This window comes from Streptomyces sp. NPDC040610, assembly GCF_055594065.1.
In genome coordinates, this window is sequence record NZ_JBVIXA010000006.1 from 454669 (window position 1) to 469976 (window position 15308).

The following is a 15308-nucleotide window of genomic DNA, read 5'->3' on the forward strand; positions in this document are numbered from 1 at the left end:
GCGGGCGGCTCGGTCCGGCGGAGGTGCTGGGGCGGTTGGGTCCGCCGTGTCCACCGGATCTCCCGGATCGGCCGGGTCCGCCGGGGTGTCGGTCGACGGCACCCCGGCCGGGGAACGGCCGGAGAGCGGCGGGGCCGGTGTGCGGTGGCTCGGTGGGACGGCGGTCGGCCGGTCTGCTCGGGCGCGGGGCGCCCGGCGCGTCGGGGCCGTTGTCGTGCTCGCGGTCGTGCTGACCGCGGGTGCGGTGGTCGTCGGCGGGCTGCGGGAGGAGGGGCGGCCGTCCGTGGCGGCCGCCCCGCCGCCCCCGTACGCGGCGCCGCCCGACGGGCTCCGCGCGGGCGACCTCGACCGTGGAGTGGCCTCGCTGCGCGAGCGGGTGCGGGTGCGGCCCCGGGACTTCGCGTCCTGGGCCGCGCTCGGGTCCGCGTACGTCGAGCAGGCACGCATGAACGCCGACCCCACCCGGTACGCCGAGGCCGAGCGTGCCCTCGACCGCGCGCTCGCGCTCCGCCCCGGCCACGACGGGGCCCTGGCCGGGCTCGGCGCGCTCGCCGCCGCGCGGCACGACTTCTCCGGCGCGCTGCGGTACGCCGAGCGGGCGCTGGCCGCGAACCCCTACAGCGAGCGCGCCCTCGCCACCCGTATCGACGCGCTCGTGGAACTCGGCTCGTACGAACGGGCGTTGCGGGCGGCGCGGGTCGCCGACGCGCGGCGGCCCGGCATTCCGGTCTTCACGCGGTACGCGTACGTGCGGGAGCTGCGCGGGGACGTCACCGGGGCGCGGCGCGTCCTGGAACGCGCCCTCGCCTCCGCGCGGGCGCCCGGCGATGTCGCGTACGTCACCACGGCGCTGGCCCAACTCGCCTGGCGGCAGGGGCAGTACGCCCAGGCCGCGCGGCGGTGCGCGGTCGCGCTGCGGGCCGACCCGTCGTACGTCCCCGCTCTGGAGACGCGGGGGCGGGTGCGGGCCGCCCAGGGCGAGACGAAGGCGGCTGTCGCCGATCTGCGCGACGCCGTGGCCCGGCAGCCGCTTCCCGGCACGCTGGTGGCGCTCGGTGAACTGTACGAGTCCCGGGGGGAGTTGGCGCGGGCCCGGGAGCAGTACCGGCTGATCCGCGCCTGGACGCGGCTGGCCCGTGCGAACGGGGTCAACCCTGATCTGGACACCGCGCTCGCCGCCGTGGACCACGGGGACGCGAAGGTCGCGTTGGCGGCGGCGCGGGCCGAGTGGGGGCGGCGGCGCACCGTGCACACCGCTGACGCGCTGGGGTGGGCCCTGCATGCCGTCGGGCGCGACGAGGAGGCGCTGCGGTACACCCGGCGGGCCACCGCCACGGGGTTCCGTGAGGCGTCCTTCTTCTACCACCGCGGGGTGATCGAACTGCGCGCCGGCTCGCCCTCGGCGGGGAGGCGGTGGCTCGAGCGGGCGGTCGGGCTCAACTCGGGGTTCTCGCCTGTGGGTTCTCGGGACGCTGGGCGACTGTTGGAGGGGTTGCGATGAGGGCTGTTTCGTGTGCGGGTGCCTTTTGGCGGGCGGTGTTCCCGTCCCGCCGCTCCGCGGCGGATATCCCCCACCGGCCCACCCGCCACTCCGCGCCGGAAGGCGGACCGGAGGCCCGTCCGGGGCCCGGTGCCCCGGGCGGTCAGCCCGACGTGCGCGCTGGCGGGCCCGACCGTCCGGCGGGTGCCGGTCCGGGCGCTCTGGGCAGTGCGCTTGAGGCCTACGCGCCGGGCCGGCCGGAGCAGCCCGTTCGGCGGCTCTCGCCCTTCGGGGGCGCGCGCTTCCGACGGCGCCGATGCCCCGGAGGGGCCGAGCGGGGGCGGACCCGTGGGACGCTCACGCCGCGTCGGGCACGCCAGACACGCCGGACCTGGCCCAGCAGCCACGCCTCCGCCTGGGCACGCCGCACCCTCGCCGTCGCCCTCCTCACCCTCTGCGGCACCCTCCTCCTCCCCGCCGCCCCCGCCTCCGCCCACCCCCTCGGCAACTTCACCGTCAACCAGCACGACGCCCTCACCCTGGCCCCCGGCCTGCTCCGCGTCGACCACGTCGAGGACCTCGCCGAGATCCCCGCCTCCCAGGCCGAACCGGGCATCAAGCGTGCGGGCACGGCTCGTTGGGCCGCCGAGCGGTGCCGCAAGGCCGCCGTCGGCACCCGCCTCGCCCTCGGCGGGCGCACCGTCCCCCTCCGGTCCCGCGCCGCCCGCGCCCTCGTGCGCACCGGCCAGGCCGGGCTCCCCACCGTCCGCGTCGAGTGCCGCTTCGCCGCCCCGCTCCCCGAGGGCAAGAACCTCGCCCTCACCTACCGCGCGACCCGCCAACCCACCCCCGGCTGGCGCGAGATCACCGCCCGCGGCGACCGCATGACCCTCACCGACACCGACGTACCCGCGACCTCCCCCTCCCGCTCCCTCACCCGCTACCCGAAGCACCTCACCTCCTCCCCTCCCGACACCACCTCCGCCGCCCTCCGCGTCCGCCCCGGCGGCCCCGCCCTCGCCGCCGACCCCGCACCGCCCGCCTCCGCCCTCCCCCGCGCCGCCACCGACGCCCTCACCCGTCTCGTCGCCCGCCACGACCTCACCTGGACCTTCGCCGCCGCGGCCCTCGGCACCGCCCTGCTCCTCGGCGCCCTGCACGCCCTCGCCCCCGGGCACGGCAAGACCCTCATGGCCGCCACCGCCGCCGCCCGCGGCACCGCCACCCTCCGCGACGTCCTGCCCCTCGCCGCCTCCGTCACCGTCACCCACACCTTGGGCGTCGTGGCCCTCGGGCTCCTCGTCGCGGGCGGTTCCGCCGCCGCCCCCTCCGTCGTCGCCTGGCTCGGCGTCGCCAGCGGCCTCCTCGTCGCCGGAGCGGGCGCCGTCCTGCTCCGCCGGGCCTGGCGTCATCGCCATCACGCCCACGGCCACGGCCACTCCCATGGGCACGGTCACACTCACGGGCACGGGCACGGGCACCCTCACAGTCACAGTCACGAGCAGCAGCTCGGCCACGGGCACCCCCATGCCCACCCGCACGCACACCCGTCCCCACCCCCCACCCTGCGCGGCACCCTCCTCCTCGGCTTCGCCGGTGGCCTCGTTCCCAGTCCCTCCGCCGTCGTCGTGCTCGTCGGTGCCGCCGCTCTCGGCGAGGCCTGGTTCGGGCTGTTGCTCGTGCTCGCGTACGGCGCGGGGCTCGCGGTCACGTTGACGGTGGCCGGGTTCCTGGTGGTGCGGCTGGGGACGCGGGTCGCCGCGGTGGCGGGGCGGCGGCTGTCGCGGAGGCGGGCGGGGCGGGTGCGGCTGGCCGGGCTCACCCGGCGCCTCGCGCCGCTGGGCTCCGCGTGCGTGGTCCTCGCGCTCGGGTGCGGATTGGTGTTCAAGGGGGCCGCAACAGCGCTCGGTTGAGCTACTTTTGTGGAGAATCGCACGGCTGCGAAAGTGGGGGGCTCGTGTCCGACGAAGCGCGAGTGATCGCAGGGCGTTACCGCCTCCTGGCGCCGCTGGGCGAGGGGGGCATGGGCACGGTGTGGCGGGCCCGGGACGACGTGCTCGGCCGCGAGGTCGCCGTCAAGGAGGTCCGCGCGCCCGCGGGACTCCCGGCGAGCGAGGTCGAGCGGCTCTACACCCGCCTGGAACGGGAGGCCTGGGCCGCGGCCCGGATCCCGTACCGCAACGTCGTGACGGTGTACGACGTCGCCACCGACGAGGGGCGGCCGTGGATCGTGATGGAGCTGGTGCCCGGCCTCTCCCTGTCGGACGTCCTGGAGGCCGAGGGCCCGATGACCCCGCAGCGCGCCGCGCACATCGGCGCGGAGGTCCTCGGCGCGCTGCGCGCCGCGCACGACGCGGGGGTGCTGCACCGCGACGTCAAGCCGGGCAACGTCCTGCTGTCCAATGACGGCCGGGTGGTGCTGACCGACTTCGGGATCGCGATGGTGGAGGGCAGTTCGGCCCTCACGATGACGGGCGAGGTCGTCGGGTCGCCCGAATTCCTCGCTCCGGAGCGGGCGTTGGGGCGGCGCCCCGGTCCGGAGTCCGACCTGTGGTCGCTCGGCGTGCTCCTGTACGCGGCCGTGGAGGGCGTCTCGCCGTTCCGGCAGGACACGCCGCTGAGCACGCTGCGCGCCGTCGTCGACGAGCAGTTGCCGCCGCCGCGCCACGCGGGCCCGCTGACCCCGGTCATCGAGGGCCTGCTGCGCAAGGACCCGGCGGAGCGCTCGCTCGCGGCGGACGCGGAACGGGATCTGCGCCTGGTCGCGGAGGGCCACGCGCCACGCACGGAGGCGTCGGCCTCGTACCAGCCGACGGTCGTCGCCCCCCAGCGGCCGGGTCCCACTCCGCCGCCACCCCCGCCGCCCGCCGGTTTCTCCTCGTCCGCGCCGACCGGCACCACCCCCACGCCCGGCACGACGACGACCACGACGTCCCAGCGCCGCTCGCGCCGTACGACCGCCGTGTTCGTCGCGGGCCTCACCGCCGTGGCCCTGGCCATCGGCGGTGTCACGTACGCCCTGATGAAGGACGACTCGGACGGCGGGAACGGCGGCGCCGACAGCGGCAGCGGCTCCACCGGCGGATCGAACGGCGGCGCCACGGGCAACGGTGGATCCGACGGTGGCGGGGACGGCGGCGGCAGCGACGGGGGCGGGTCCGGCAACGGAGGCAGCGGCAGCGGCGGATCGGGCAGCGGCGGCGGCGGATCCAACGGCGGCACCAATGGGGGCAGTGGCGGCGGTTCCACCGACGGCGGCGGGCACGGGGGCACGACCACCCCGGCCCAGTCCGTGCGCGTCAGCGTCACCGCGCACCGCACCTCGTACACGGGCGCGTGCCCGGTGCCGCCCGGCGAGGCGCCGTCGTTCGGGGCGACCTTCACCGTGGGGCGGGTTCCGGTGGGTGTGCAGTACCGATGGGTGACCGCCGAGGGCGAGTCGAGCGACCCGGGCTGGAAGACGCTCTCGTTCGCGTCGGGCGACGGGAAGAGCAAGCAGGTCAACCACGTGGAGGTGCCGGGCTGGACGGATCCCGGCACGCACCGGGGCAGCGTGCGGGTCGAGGTCCGCAGCCCGGTGACCGCGACGTCGAACTCCGTCGCGTACTCCGTGACGTGCGAGGAGGAGCCCCCGACCACCGGAGGGGGCTCCTCCTCTCCCTACGATCAGTGAGGCCGGTGCGGCGAGCGGTGCGGCCGCGCGGGGTGGGAGGCCGTCAGGAGGCCGCTCCTCGGAACACCGGGAGGTAGCCACCGGACTGGCCCGCGGCGGTCGGGTGGTAGGACTCGCCGATGTTGCCCCAGTTCACGCTGTGCAGCCAGGAGTCGCTGGAGCAGATCTCGTGGTTGGTGAACGTGGTGGTGACATCGCCGAAGGTGAAGCCGTGGTCGGCCGCGCGCTTGGCGGTGGCGGTGTTGAGGTGGTCGGCGGCACCGTTGATGGCGCGGCGCTCGCCCTCGGTGAGACCGGCGAGACAGCTGCCGCCGAGTTTGTAGAAGCGTGGATAGCCGAGCACCACGACGCGGGCGGACGGCGCCTTGCTCTTGATCGCCGAGTAGACCTGGTCGAGCCGGCCGGGCAGCGTCGAATCCACGTACGCCTTGGCCTGGTTGACGCGCGTCACACAGCTGGATTCGGACTGCAGTACGCAGGTCGTCATCACGTCGGCGAAGCCCGCGTCGTTGCCGCCGACGGAGAGGGACACCAGTCCGGTGCCGGAGTTCAGCGGCCCCAGTTGGTTGCTGAGGACGTCACTCGTACGAGCGCCGGAACAGGCCGTGAAGTTGAAGCTGGAGGGTGAGTTGGCGGCAGCCCACAGCGCCGGGTAGGAGCGGGTGCTGCGCTTGCAGTTTCCGCTGCCGCTGTCGTAGCTGCCGGCGCCGACGCCGGAGGAGTAGGAGTCGCCGAGCGCCACATAGGCGGGGGCGGCGGCCCGGTCGTCGCCGGAGTCCGCGTGCGCCGTGGCCACCCCGGTGAGGGTGCAGGCGGCGGCGAGGAGGAGCGAGGAAGCGTATGCCGTGAAACGGGACAATCTCATGGAACCTCCCTTAGCAGGATTTCTGCCTCGACAGTGGTAGCACGCACCACCCGTTGCCGATAGTGTCCATGTCAATCAATTCTTCAGTAATTCCCTTGCCCGCCAGGACAGTTCACCGACCGGACTACAGTCCGACAACGAACATCTGCACACCCCCTCCGCATCTTGACGGGCCGCCGGATGCTGAGCGACATTGAAGCCCGGCATCCGGCGCTTCGGGGGGCAAGTCGCCCATGCAGACCATCAGGATCAAGTCAGCGTCTTCCGGGTCTTCCGGTACAGGACGGCCGGACCAGGACCCTGACGGAGCGTCGCGCACCGCGGCGTCCGCGGACCTCACACCCCTGTTCGCGGGCGTGGCCGTGGCCGCCGGATGCGTCGGGGCGGCGTTCGCGCTGCTCGACCTCTCCTCGCCGCTGCGCGCCCCGTTCGTCCTCTTCTTCCTGCTCGCGGCCCCCGGCTTCGCCCTGTCCCCGTGGCTGCGGGGGCTCGACACCTGGGCCCGCGTCGTGGCCTGCGGCAGCGGCGCGCTCGTGGTCGACCTGGTGGTCGCCCAGGCGATGCTGGCACTGCACGTGTGGTCGATCCGCGGCGGCGTCGCGGCGGTCGGCGCGCTCAGCGTGCTCGTCTTCCTGTCGGCCCTGGCGCGGCGGCGTCACCGCGCCCCGAGTAGACGGACGTGATGACGTGGAGGTCACCGTGCACCGCCCCGGCGAGCTCACCGCAGCCGACCGGGCGGCGTGGACGGCCATGCAGTCCAAGGCTCACCTGAACGGGTTGCCCGACCTCTCGAACCCGTTCCTCGCACCGGAGTTCACCCTCGCCATGGCGCGGGTACGGCGGAACGTGCGGGTGGCCGTCGCCCGGGAGGACGGCGAGCCCGCCGCGTACTTCCCGTTCCAGAGATCCAGAACCGGCGTGGGCCGGGCCGTCGGCCTCGGCGTCTCCGACTGCCAGGGCCTGGTGCACCGGCCCGGCTTCGAGTGGGACGCCCGGGAGCTGCTCCGCGACTGCGGGCTCGCGATGTGGGAGTTCGACCATCTCGCGGCGGGCCAGGACGCGTTCGAGACCGGCGCCTGCGGTCGCTTCGCGTCCCCCGTGATGGACCTCGACGAGGGCTACGACGGCTATCTCGCCCGCGTCCGGGCCCGCTCCCCCAAATTCCTCCGCTCCACCCTCGCCAAGGGCCGCAAGCTCCAGCGCGACCACGGCGAGGTGCGCTATGTGCACGACGAGCGCGACCCCGCCGCGCTGCGCAGGCTGATCGCCTGGAAGTCCGCGCAGTACCGCAGGACGGGCCGCAGCGACCGCTTCGCGCACGACTGGATCACCCGCCTGGTGCACCAGCTCTTCCACAGTCGCGGCGACTCCTTCGCGGGCGTCCTCTCCGTGCTCTACGCCGGGGGCGCGCCGATCGCCGCGCACTTCGGCCCGCGCAGCGAGCGCGTGCTGGTGTGCTGGTTCCCTGCGTACGACCCGGATTTCGCCCGGTACTCACCGGGTCTGCTGCTGCATCTGCACATGGCCGAGGCGGCCGCCGCCGACGGCATCGCACACATCGATCTCGGGCGCGGCCAGAAGCAGTGGAAGGACTCCCTGAAGACACGTGAACTCACGGTGTCGGAAGGGTGGGTGGCGTTGCGCCACCCCATGGCAATCGGACATCGTGTCCACCGGGCACCCGTACGGGCGCTTCGCAATACCGTCGTAGGCCGACCGGAATTGTTCGGACCCGCAGATCGCCTGCTCAAACGCCTGGGAAAGATCAGAGCCACGCGCCGGAACGATTAAGAAGCGCGCAGGAAGCGCCAAGGAACGCCAGCGCTGATGGGAGATACGGACACTCTTGTGGTGTCCGAAGAGAACGGCAAATATCCGAAACCGTGAGACCCCGTTCCAGGTCTTGCCATACGGTCGCAAGCATCAATACCGTCGTACATCCACCCGCATCGGTCCATCGGCAGTCGGTCTAGGGGAGGGCTCAAGACCGCGATGGTTCCGGCGCGGGGCGCGGTAGGGGGGTGCCCGTGTCCGGTGATCGAATTTCTGCCGGAGCACGTGCCGCGCAGTCATGCCAACTCACTCGGCGTGCCCGGAAATCCATTCCGCCATGATCGCAGTGAGAATCCCCCCTTTCGAACCGGATCCACAACCGGACCGCCCGGGGGCGGGCGGTCCACCGGACGAGAGGGATCAGACTCATGAGTTCTGCTGTGCGCCCGGCCGACCGGGGGCAAGATCCTTTAATCGAACCGTCGTCGAACGCCACTGACGGGTCGAAGGAAAAGACCGGACCAATGGAAGGAACCGCCATAGCGGGACTGCCCGCCATTCCCAGCCAGCACGAATACCGCGCGGTTTCCTCACATCTGGCGATTGCGCCACCGGTGAGCGTCGTGATTCCCGCCATGAACGAGGCGGAGAATCTTCCCTACGTGTTCAAGACGCTGCCCGAGTGGATCCATGAAGTCGTACTGGTGGACGGCAACTCCACCGACGACACGGTCGCCGTGGCCCGGGAGCTGTGGCCGGACGTGAAGGTCGTGCGCCAGCTCGGCAAGGGCAAGGGCGACGCGCTCATCACCGGCTTCGAGGCCTGCACCGGCGACATCATCGTGATGGTCGACGCGGACGGCTCCGCGGACGGCCACGAGATCGTCAGCTACGTCTCCGCCCTCGTCTCGGGCGCCGACTTCGCCAAGGGCTCCCGCTTCGCCAACGGCGGCGGCACCGACGACATGACCTTCATCCGCAAGCTCGGCAACCACGTCCTGTGCTCCGTGGTCAACGCCAAGTTCGGCGCCCGCTACACGGACCTCTGCTACGGCTACAACGCGTTCTGGCGGCACTGCCTCGACAAGATCGAACTCGACTGCACCGGCTTCGAGGTCGAGACGCTGATGAACATCCGCGTCGTCAAGGCCGGGCTCAAGGTGCAGGAGATCCCGAGCCACGAGTATCTGCGCATCCACGGCGTGAGCAACCTCAGCGCCGTGCGCGACGGACTGCGGGTGCTCAAGGTGATCCTGACCGAACGCTCCAACAAGCGCACGCAGCGCCAGGGTTCGCGGCCCACGCCCCTGCCACCGCACCAGGGAGAGGCTTCTTGATCTCCATCTCGGTGGTCGTGTGCGCGTACACCGAGGACCGCTGGGAGGACATCCTCGCAGCGGTCGCCTCGGTGCGCGCGCAGTCCCACACCGCCCACGAGACCCTGCTCGTGGTCGACCACAATCCGCCTCTCCTCGACCGCCTGACCAAGGAGTACAAGGAGACACAGGGAGTGCGGGTGCTCGCCAACGCGGGCCCCCGCGGCCTGTCCGCGGGCCGCAACACCGGCATCGCCGAGTCGAGCGGCGAGATCATCGCCTTCCTCGACGACGACGCCGTCGCCGAGCGGGACTGGCTGCGCCACTTCGCCGCCGGGTACGAGGACCCGCGGGTCCTCGCCGTCGGCGGGCGCACGCTGCCCGCCTGGGAGTCGGGCCGCCGGCCCCGCTGGTTCCCCGAGGAGTTCGACTGGGTCGTCGGGTGCATGTACCGGGGCCACCCGACGGGCCGTGTCGCGGTGCGCAACGTGCTCGGCGGCAACGCCTCCTTCCGGCGCACCGCCTTCGAGATCGCGGGCGGCTTCGCGACCGGCATCGGGCGTGACGGCGACAAGCGCCCGCTGGGCGGCGAGGAGACGGAGCTGTGCATCCGGCTCACCCGCGCCCGCCCCGACGCCGTGCTGCTCATCGACGACCGCGCGGTGATCCACCACCGGGTGCCCGCGGCCCGGGAGCGGTTCGGCTACTTCCGCACCCGTGCCTACGCCGAGGGCCTGTCCAAGGCCCTGGTGTCCCGGAGCGTCGGCGCCGACAAGGGCCTCGAGTCCGAGCGCCGGTACACCACCCGGGTGCTCCCGGCCGGTGTCGGCCGCGGGCTGCGGGACGCGGTGCTCGCGCGCCCCGGTGGTGCCGGGCGCGCGGGGGCGATCGTCGCGGGCGTGGTGGCGGCGGCCGGTGGGTACGTCGTCGGGAGCGTCCGGGCGCGCCGGGCGGGGGCAACCTTCGCCGTCGTGGACGTGTCCGGCCCGGCCACCGCGACCCGGGGCAGCGAGAGCACCCGGGGGACGGGGACGAGAGGCGGTGAGGGCGGAAGATGAGCACCGGCGGGATACCGATCCTGATGTACCACGCGGTCGCCCCGCGCCCGAACGAGGCGACCCACGATCTGTCCGTCTCGCCCGAGGCGTTCTCGGAGCAGATGGAGGTGGTGCGCGCTCTCGGCTGCACCCCGCTCACCACCTCCCAACTGGCCTGGCACTGGCGTCATCCCGGGCGCCCACTGCCGACCCGGCCCGTCCTGATCACCTTCGACGACGGCTACGAGGGCGTGCACCAGCACGCCCTCCCGGCGCTCGCCCGGCACGGCTTCAGCTCGACGCTCTTCGTGGCGACGGGCTGGCTGCCGGGGAAGTACGACACGGGCGGCGGCCTCGACACCATGCTCGGCTGGGACCAGGTGCGCGAACTGGCCGCGGCGGGCACGGAGATCGGGGGACACAGCCATACGCATCCGCAACTGGACCAGCTCTCCGACGACGCGCTCTGGTTCGAGCTGGTGCGCTGTCGTGAGATCCTCGCCGATGAACTCGGCAGCCCGCCGGTGTCGTTCGCCTATCCCTACGGCTACTCCAGCCGCCGGGTGCGGTGCGCGGTCCGCGGCGCCGGGTTCGGCCAGTCCCTCGCCGTGGGCAACGGCCTGGCGCGACGCTGCCAGGGTCCGTACGCGCTGCGGCGGGTGACGGTGCGGCGCGGCACCCGGATCGGGGAGTTCGAACGGCTGCTGCTCGGCCGCTCGATCGTCCGGTCCTTCGCCACGGACCGGGTGCTCAGCAAGGGATACGCCATCGTCCGCAGAGCCCGACAAGCCCGCCGGAAGGCAGCCCGCCCCCGTGTCTGACACGACCACCGCACAGGCAGCGGTCACCGGGACCGAAGCGCAGACCGACGGCGCACCGCCGTCCGGCAAGTGCCGCAGGGCCCGGAGAATGCGGCTGCCCGGAGCGGGCCGGAGCGGCGGCGGGAGCCCGCTGTTCCGCAACGCCTACGCACTCATGCTCAACACCGGAATCTCCGGTCTGCTCGGCCTCGGTTTCTGGCTGGCCGCCGCCCGGTACTACTCGGAATCGGCGGTCGGCCAGGGCTCGGCGGCCATCGCGGCGATGAAGCTCCTCGCGGGCATCACCGCCGTGACGCTCATGGGCGCGCTCGCCCGCTTCATCCCCGTGGCGGGCCGCGCCACGGGCAGGCTCATCTTCCGCACGTACGCGACGAGTTCCGTCGTCGTCGCGTGCGCGGCCCTCGCCTTCCTGGCCACGCTCGGGCTGTGGGGTCCTTCGTACCGCTTCCTGCACGGGCCGGTGGCCGGGATCTGCTTCGTCGGCGCGGTGGTGGCGTGGTCGCTCCTGACGCTCCAGGACGGGGTCCTCACCGGGCTGCGCAACGCGCTGTGGGTGCCGGTCGGCAACACGGTGTTCTCGGTCGTCAAGCTGGGGCTCCTGATCGTCTTCGCGGCGGCCATACCGACGGCCGGGGTGTTCGTGTCGTGGGTGGCCGCCATCGCCTTCTCGGTGGTGCCGCTCGGCTGGCTGGTCTTCCGGCGGCTCGTGCCGCGCCATGTGCGGGCCACCGAGGGCAGGACCACGCCCCCGACGCTGCGCGAGATGGGGCGCTTCCTCGCCGGTGACTACACCGGTTCGCTGTGCTCGCTCGCCGTGGTCTATCTGGTGCCGGTGATCGTGGCCGCGCAGGTCAGCTCCGCCGACAACGCGTACTTCTACATCGCGACGACCATCGGCGGCACCACGAACCTGCTCGCCATCAACATGGGCGCGTCGCTGACCGTCGAGGGCGCGCACGACCCGGCCCGGCTCGCCGCCAACACCCGTGCGGCGCTGCGCCGGATGGCGCGGATCATGATCCCGGTGTGCGGGATCCTCTTCGTGGGCGCGCCGTACATCCTGCACGTGTTCGGCGCGGGCTATTCGGAGGCGGCCACTCCGCTGCTGCGCTGGTTCGCGGTGGGTGCACTCCTTCGGGTGGTCATGGAGACGTACTTCGCCGTCCTGCGCGCGCAGAGCCGCACCTCCGGACTCGCCTGGCTGCAGGGCCTGCTGTGCGCGCTCGTGCTCGGCCTGACCCTGCTGCTGCTCCCCCGGATGGGGCTGACCGGCGCGGGGGTCGCGGAGATCTCCAGCCTCGCGCTGATCGTGGCGATCGCTGCGCCCAAGCTGTACGCGATCACGCGCGCGGCCCCGGCGGCCGAACGCGCGGCGCCCGACGGGGACCTGGCGGACCTCGGCACCCGGGACGTCCCCGCGAGCACCACCATGGAGCTCACCCCGCAGCGGTCCGCGGACCCCGGGCACAAGGAGCGGCGGCACGGGCCCGCGTGGGCGCTGCGCGAGTCCCTGGACTCCGACACACTTCAGCTGGCGGTCCAGATCGACGTGGAGCACCCGGAGCGCCGCCCGGACGTGCGTCCGGGACCGACGGCACGAGGGCCCGTGGGAACGGGCAAGGGGGACGAGATGGAGGGGCACCGGCCCACCTGGGCGGCCCGGTCGGCGCGCTCGACGCCCGCCGCCGGGGCGCGTGTGGTGCTGCCGCCGGGAGCGGACGGGGCGGAGCGGGGGGCGGGGTCGCAGGGGTCCGCCGCGGAGTGGCCGGCCTCGGAGAGGTCGGAGACGCCGGAGAGGTCCGACGGGTCGGAGGGGTTCGGCGGGGCGCAGAGGTCCGGCGGGTCGGAGTTTTGCGGCTCGCCCAGGTCGGCGTCGGGCACGGAGCCCGTCAGCGGGACGGGCCCAGTGGACGCGAAGAGCTACCAGGACGCGGAGCGCTACGAGGACGCGGAGCGCTACGAGGACGCGGAACGCTACCGGGACGCGAAGAGCCCCGCCGACACGGAGCACCGCGCAGACGAGCCGGGCCGACCCGCCGCCGAGAGCGGCCTCGACCCCATGGGCCTGCCCGTGAAGGAGCCCTGGCCGACCGTGTCCGACCCGAAGGCACCCCCCGTCGCCGTGCCCCCGCCCACGTCCGGCGCACCCGGCACGCCACCCACGACGCCGCCCGCCGCACCGCCCACCACAGGACCGGCCAGCACCCCGGCCCCCGCGCCCCCGTCCGGCCCGCCGTCCCCGACCTCCGCTCCCCCGGCCCGCCCGGCCGCCGCGCCCACCCGGCCCGCGCGCCCGTACCGCACTCCCCGCAGGCCCCTGGTCCTCGGCCTGCTGCTGCTCGTCGCCCTCGGCCTGTACTGGGTCCCGGCGTTCGGGCTCGGTGACGGTGACCTCGACCGGATGGGCGGGCTCGGGCTCATCTCCGTGCTGCCGCTGCCGACGCTGGTCGGCGCCGCGCTGCTCGTGGGTGTGTTCGCGTCGCTGCTGTGGCTGGAGCGGCAGCACCGCTGGCTGCTCCTGCTGACGCTGCTCGCCACCGTCGTGTCCCTGCACGCGCTGCCCGCCGTCATCGAGACCGAACCGCGGTTCGCGACGGCCTGGCAGCACCTGGGCTTCATCGAGTACATCGACCGGACCGGCACGGCGGTGCCCGACCTGGACGCGCGCTGGAGCTGGCCCGGCTTCTTCGCCGCCGCCACGTTCCTCGCGCAGGCGTGCGGCGTCTCGGACCTCACCGAGGTCATCCGCTGGTGGCCGACGGTCGTCCAACTCCTCTACCTGGCCCCGATGCTGCTGCTCACGCGCTCCCTGCGGGCGAGCTGGCGCGCCAAGTGGGCCGGGCTGTGGATCTTCGTCCTGAGCGGCTGGGTCGGCCAGGACTACTTCTCGCCGCAGGGCTTCACGTATCTGCTGTACATCTCGTTCGTGGCGATCCTGCTCGTGTGGTTCCGCGCGCCGCGCGTGGTCTGGACGAAGCGGCGGCCCGGCGAGGCCGAGGTCGAGCCCGCCGACCGCCGTCAGCAGGCGGTGCTGCTCCTGGTCCTCCTGGGGCTGTTCGCGGGCACGGTGCCCGCGCACCAGCTGACGCCGTTCGTCATGCTCGGCGTCCTCACCGCCCTGGTCCTGCTGCGCCGCTGCGAGCTGCGCGGCCTTCCGCTGCTGTGCGGCGTCATGGTCGCCGTCTGGCTGGGCTTCTTCGCCGAGCCGTACTGGTCGGGGCACTTCGACGAGCTCTTCGGCGGGGTCGGTGGCGTCGGCGGCAATGTGTCGTCGTCGGTGTCCGGCCGGATCGAGGGCGGAAGTTCGACGCACAAGCTGGTGCTGTACGTCCGGGTGGCGCTCGCCGGCGGAGTGATGGCCATGGCCTGCTGGGGCTGGCTGCGCAGGCGTCGGTACAAGTACCGCGAGGTGTCGCTGCTCGTCCTCACCTTCGTGCCGTTCCTCGGCTTCGGCATGCAGTCGTACGGCGGCGAGATGGCGCTGCGCGTCTTCATGTTCGCGCTGCCGGGCGCCGCGCTGCTCGCCGCGCTCGCTCTGTTCCCGCGCACCGGCGCCACGCCGAAGGAGCGCGACCGGGACAAGGTGAGCCTCGCGCCGCTCGCCGCGCTGCTCGCGGGCCTCGTCCTGGTGGGCGGCTTCCTGGTGGCGCGCTGGGGCAACGAGCCCTTCGAGCGGATCAGGACCGGCGAGGTCGCCGCCATGGACTATGTGTACGCGCACGACGACCCGACGGTGCGGCTGCTGTGGATGAGCAACGACACCGTCAACAACGTGACGCCCGCGATCCCCTGGGGCGCGCGGGACGCGGAGAAGGTTGAGTACGTGCCGACGCTCGCGCCGCCGGACCCGGTCCTGGTGTCCGGCCTGGTGAAGGCGCTCAAGGACGCGGGGCCCAACTCGTACCTCATGATCAACCGCAGCCAGACCGTCTATCTCCAGATGGACACCGGCTATCCGGCGAACTGGGACACCCGTCTCGCCCGCAACCTCGACAAGCGCCCGGAGCTGAAGAAGGTCTACGGCAACGCCGACGCGACCCTGTACGCGCTGCGCGAGCAGCCGGAGGGACCGGTCGTCGCGGCCGAACCGGGAGCGGTCGGCCCGAAGGTGACGTGGACGCCGTGGTCGGTGGTGGGCGCCCTCGCGGTGCTCGCGCTGATCGTGCTGCTCGCGGTGCGCGAGGTGGTGCGGGTCGCGGTGGCGCCCGGCGTGGGGCAGCAGCGCTGGCTGCAGAGCAGCTTCTGGTTCTCGCTGCCGCTGCTCGCGGTGTTCGTGGCGTCGCTGATCCAGCGGTTCCTGACGATGGCGTAGGACGGGGCGGCGGTGTGGGGCACAGCGGCGG

General features: G+C 73.3%; 10 protein-coding genes. 9 read left to right on the forward strand and 1 reads right to left on the reverse strand.

Features of this window, described 5'->3' with window-relative positions:
• Positions 1 to 46 precede the first annotated feature (46 nt).
• The 3 genes from ACZ6AA_RS23430 to ACZ6AA_RS23440 all read left to right on the forward strand — a co-directional run bounded on the left by ACZ6AA_RS23430 (position 47) and on the right by ACZ6AA_RS23440 (position 5153).
• Complete coding sequence (locus ACZ6AA_RS23430) at positions 47 to 1501, forward strand: tetratricopeptide repeat protein (RefSeq protein WP_471459738.1); 1455 nt, start codon at positions 47 to 49, stop codon at positions 1499 to 1501.
• Positions 1502 to 1653: 152 nt separating this feature from the next.
• Positions 1654 to 3393, forward strand: a complete 1740-nt coding sequence (locus tag ACZ6AA_RS23435) for a nickel transporter (protein WP_471459740.1) — start codon at positions 1654 to 1656, stop codon at positions 3391 to 3393.
• 44 nt (positions 3394 to 3437) lie between these two features.
• Positions 3438 to 5153: a serine/threonine-protein kinase gene (locus ACZ6AA_RS23440; RefSeq protein ID WP_471459742.1), complete on the forward strand. Its 1716-nt coding sequence runs from the start codon at positions 3438 to 3440 to the stop codon at positions 5151 to 5153.
• 43 nt (positions 5154 to 5196) lie between these two features.
• On the opposite strand, the gene ACZ6AA_RS23445 is transcribed toward ACZ6AA_RS23440, so the two are convergent.
• Positions 5197 to 6018 carry an SGNH/GDSL hydrolase family protein gene (locus ACZ6AA_RS23445; RefSeq protein WP_468452850.1) on the reverse strand — a complete coding sequence of 274 codons (822 nt, stop codon included), beginning with the start codon at positions 6016 to 6018 and terminating at the stop codon, positions 5197 to 5199.
• A 233-nt stretch (positions 6019 to 6251) separates the two neighbouring features.
• On the opposite strand from ACZ6AA_RS23445, the gene ACZ6AA_RS23450 reads away from it, so the two are divergent.
• The 6 genes from ACZ6AA_RS23450 (at position 6252) to ACZ6AA_RS23475 (ending at position 15277) form a co-directional block, all read left to right on the forward strand.
• Positions 6252 to 6701, forward strand: a complete 450-nt coding sequence (locus ACZ6AA_RS23450) for a hypothetical protein (RefSeq protein WP_468452848.1) — start codon at positions 6252 to 6254, stop codon at positions 6699 to 6701.
• 4 nt (positions 6702 to 6705) lie between these two features.
• A complete protein-coding gene (locus ACZ6AA_RS23455) occupies positions 6706 to 7809 on the forward strand; it encodes a GNAT family N-acetyltransferase (protein WP_468452846.1) in 1104 nt (367 codons plus the stop codon).
• A gap of 410 nt (positions 7810 to 8219) precedes the next feature.
• On the forward strand, positions 8220 to 9128 hold the full coding sequence (locus tag ACZ6AA_RS23460) for a glycosyltransferase family 2 protein (RefSeq protein WP_468452844.1): 909 nt from the start codon (positions 8220 to 8222) through the stop codon (positions 9126 to 9128).
• Positions 9125 to 10165, forward strand: coding sequence for a glycosyltransferase family 2 protein (locus tag ACZ6AA_RS23465; RefSeq protein WP_471459745.1), 1041 nt, complete (start codon positions 9125 to 9127; stop codon positions 10163 to 10165). The genes ACZ6AA_RS23460 and ACZ6AA_RS23465 overlap by 4 nt, the downstream gene beginning before the upstream one ends.
• Positions 10162 to 10965, forward strand: a complete 804-nt coding sequence (locus ACZ6AA_RS23470; RefSeq protein WP_471459747.1) for a polysaccharide deacetylase family protein — start codon at positions 10162 to 10164, stop codon at positions 10963 to 10965. The genes ACZ6AA_RS23465 and ACZ6AA_RS23470 overlap by 4 nt, the downstream gene beginning before the upstream one ends.
• Positions 10958 to 15277 (forward strand): lipopolysaccharide biosynthesis protein, encoded by a 4320-nt coding sequence (locus tag ACZ6AA_RS23475; RefSeq protein WP_471459749.1) that lies wholly within the window; start codon positions 10958 to 10960, stop codon positions 15275 to 15277. Before ACZ6AA_RS23470 ends, ACZ6AA_RS23475 begins: the two co-directional genes overlap by 8 nt.
• Positions 15278 to 15308 lie beyond the last annotated feature (31 nt).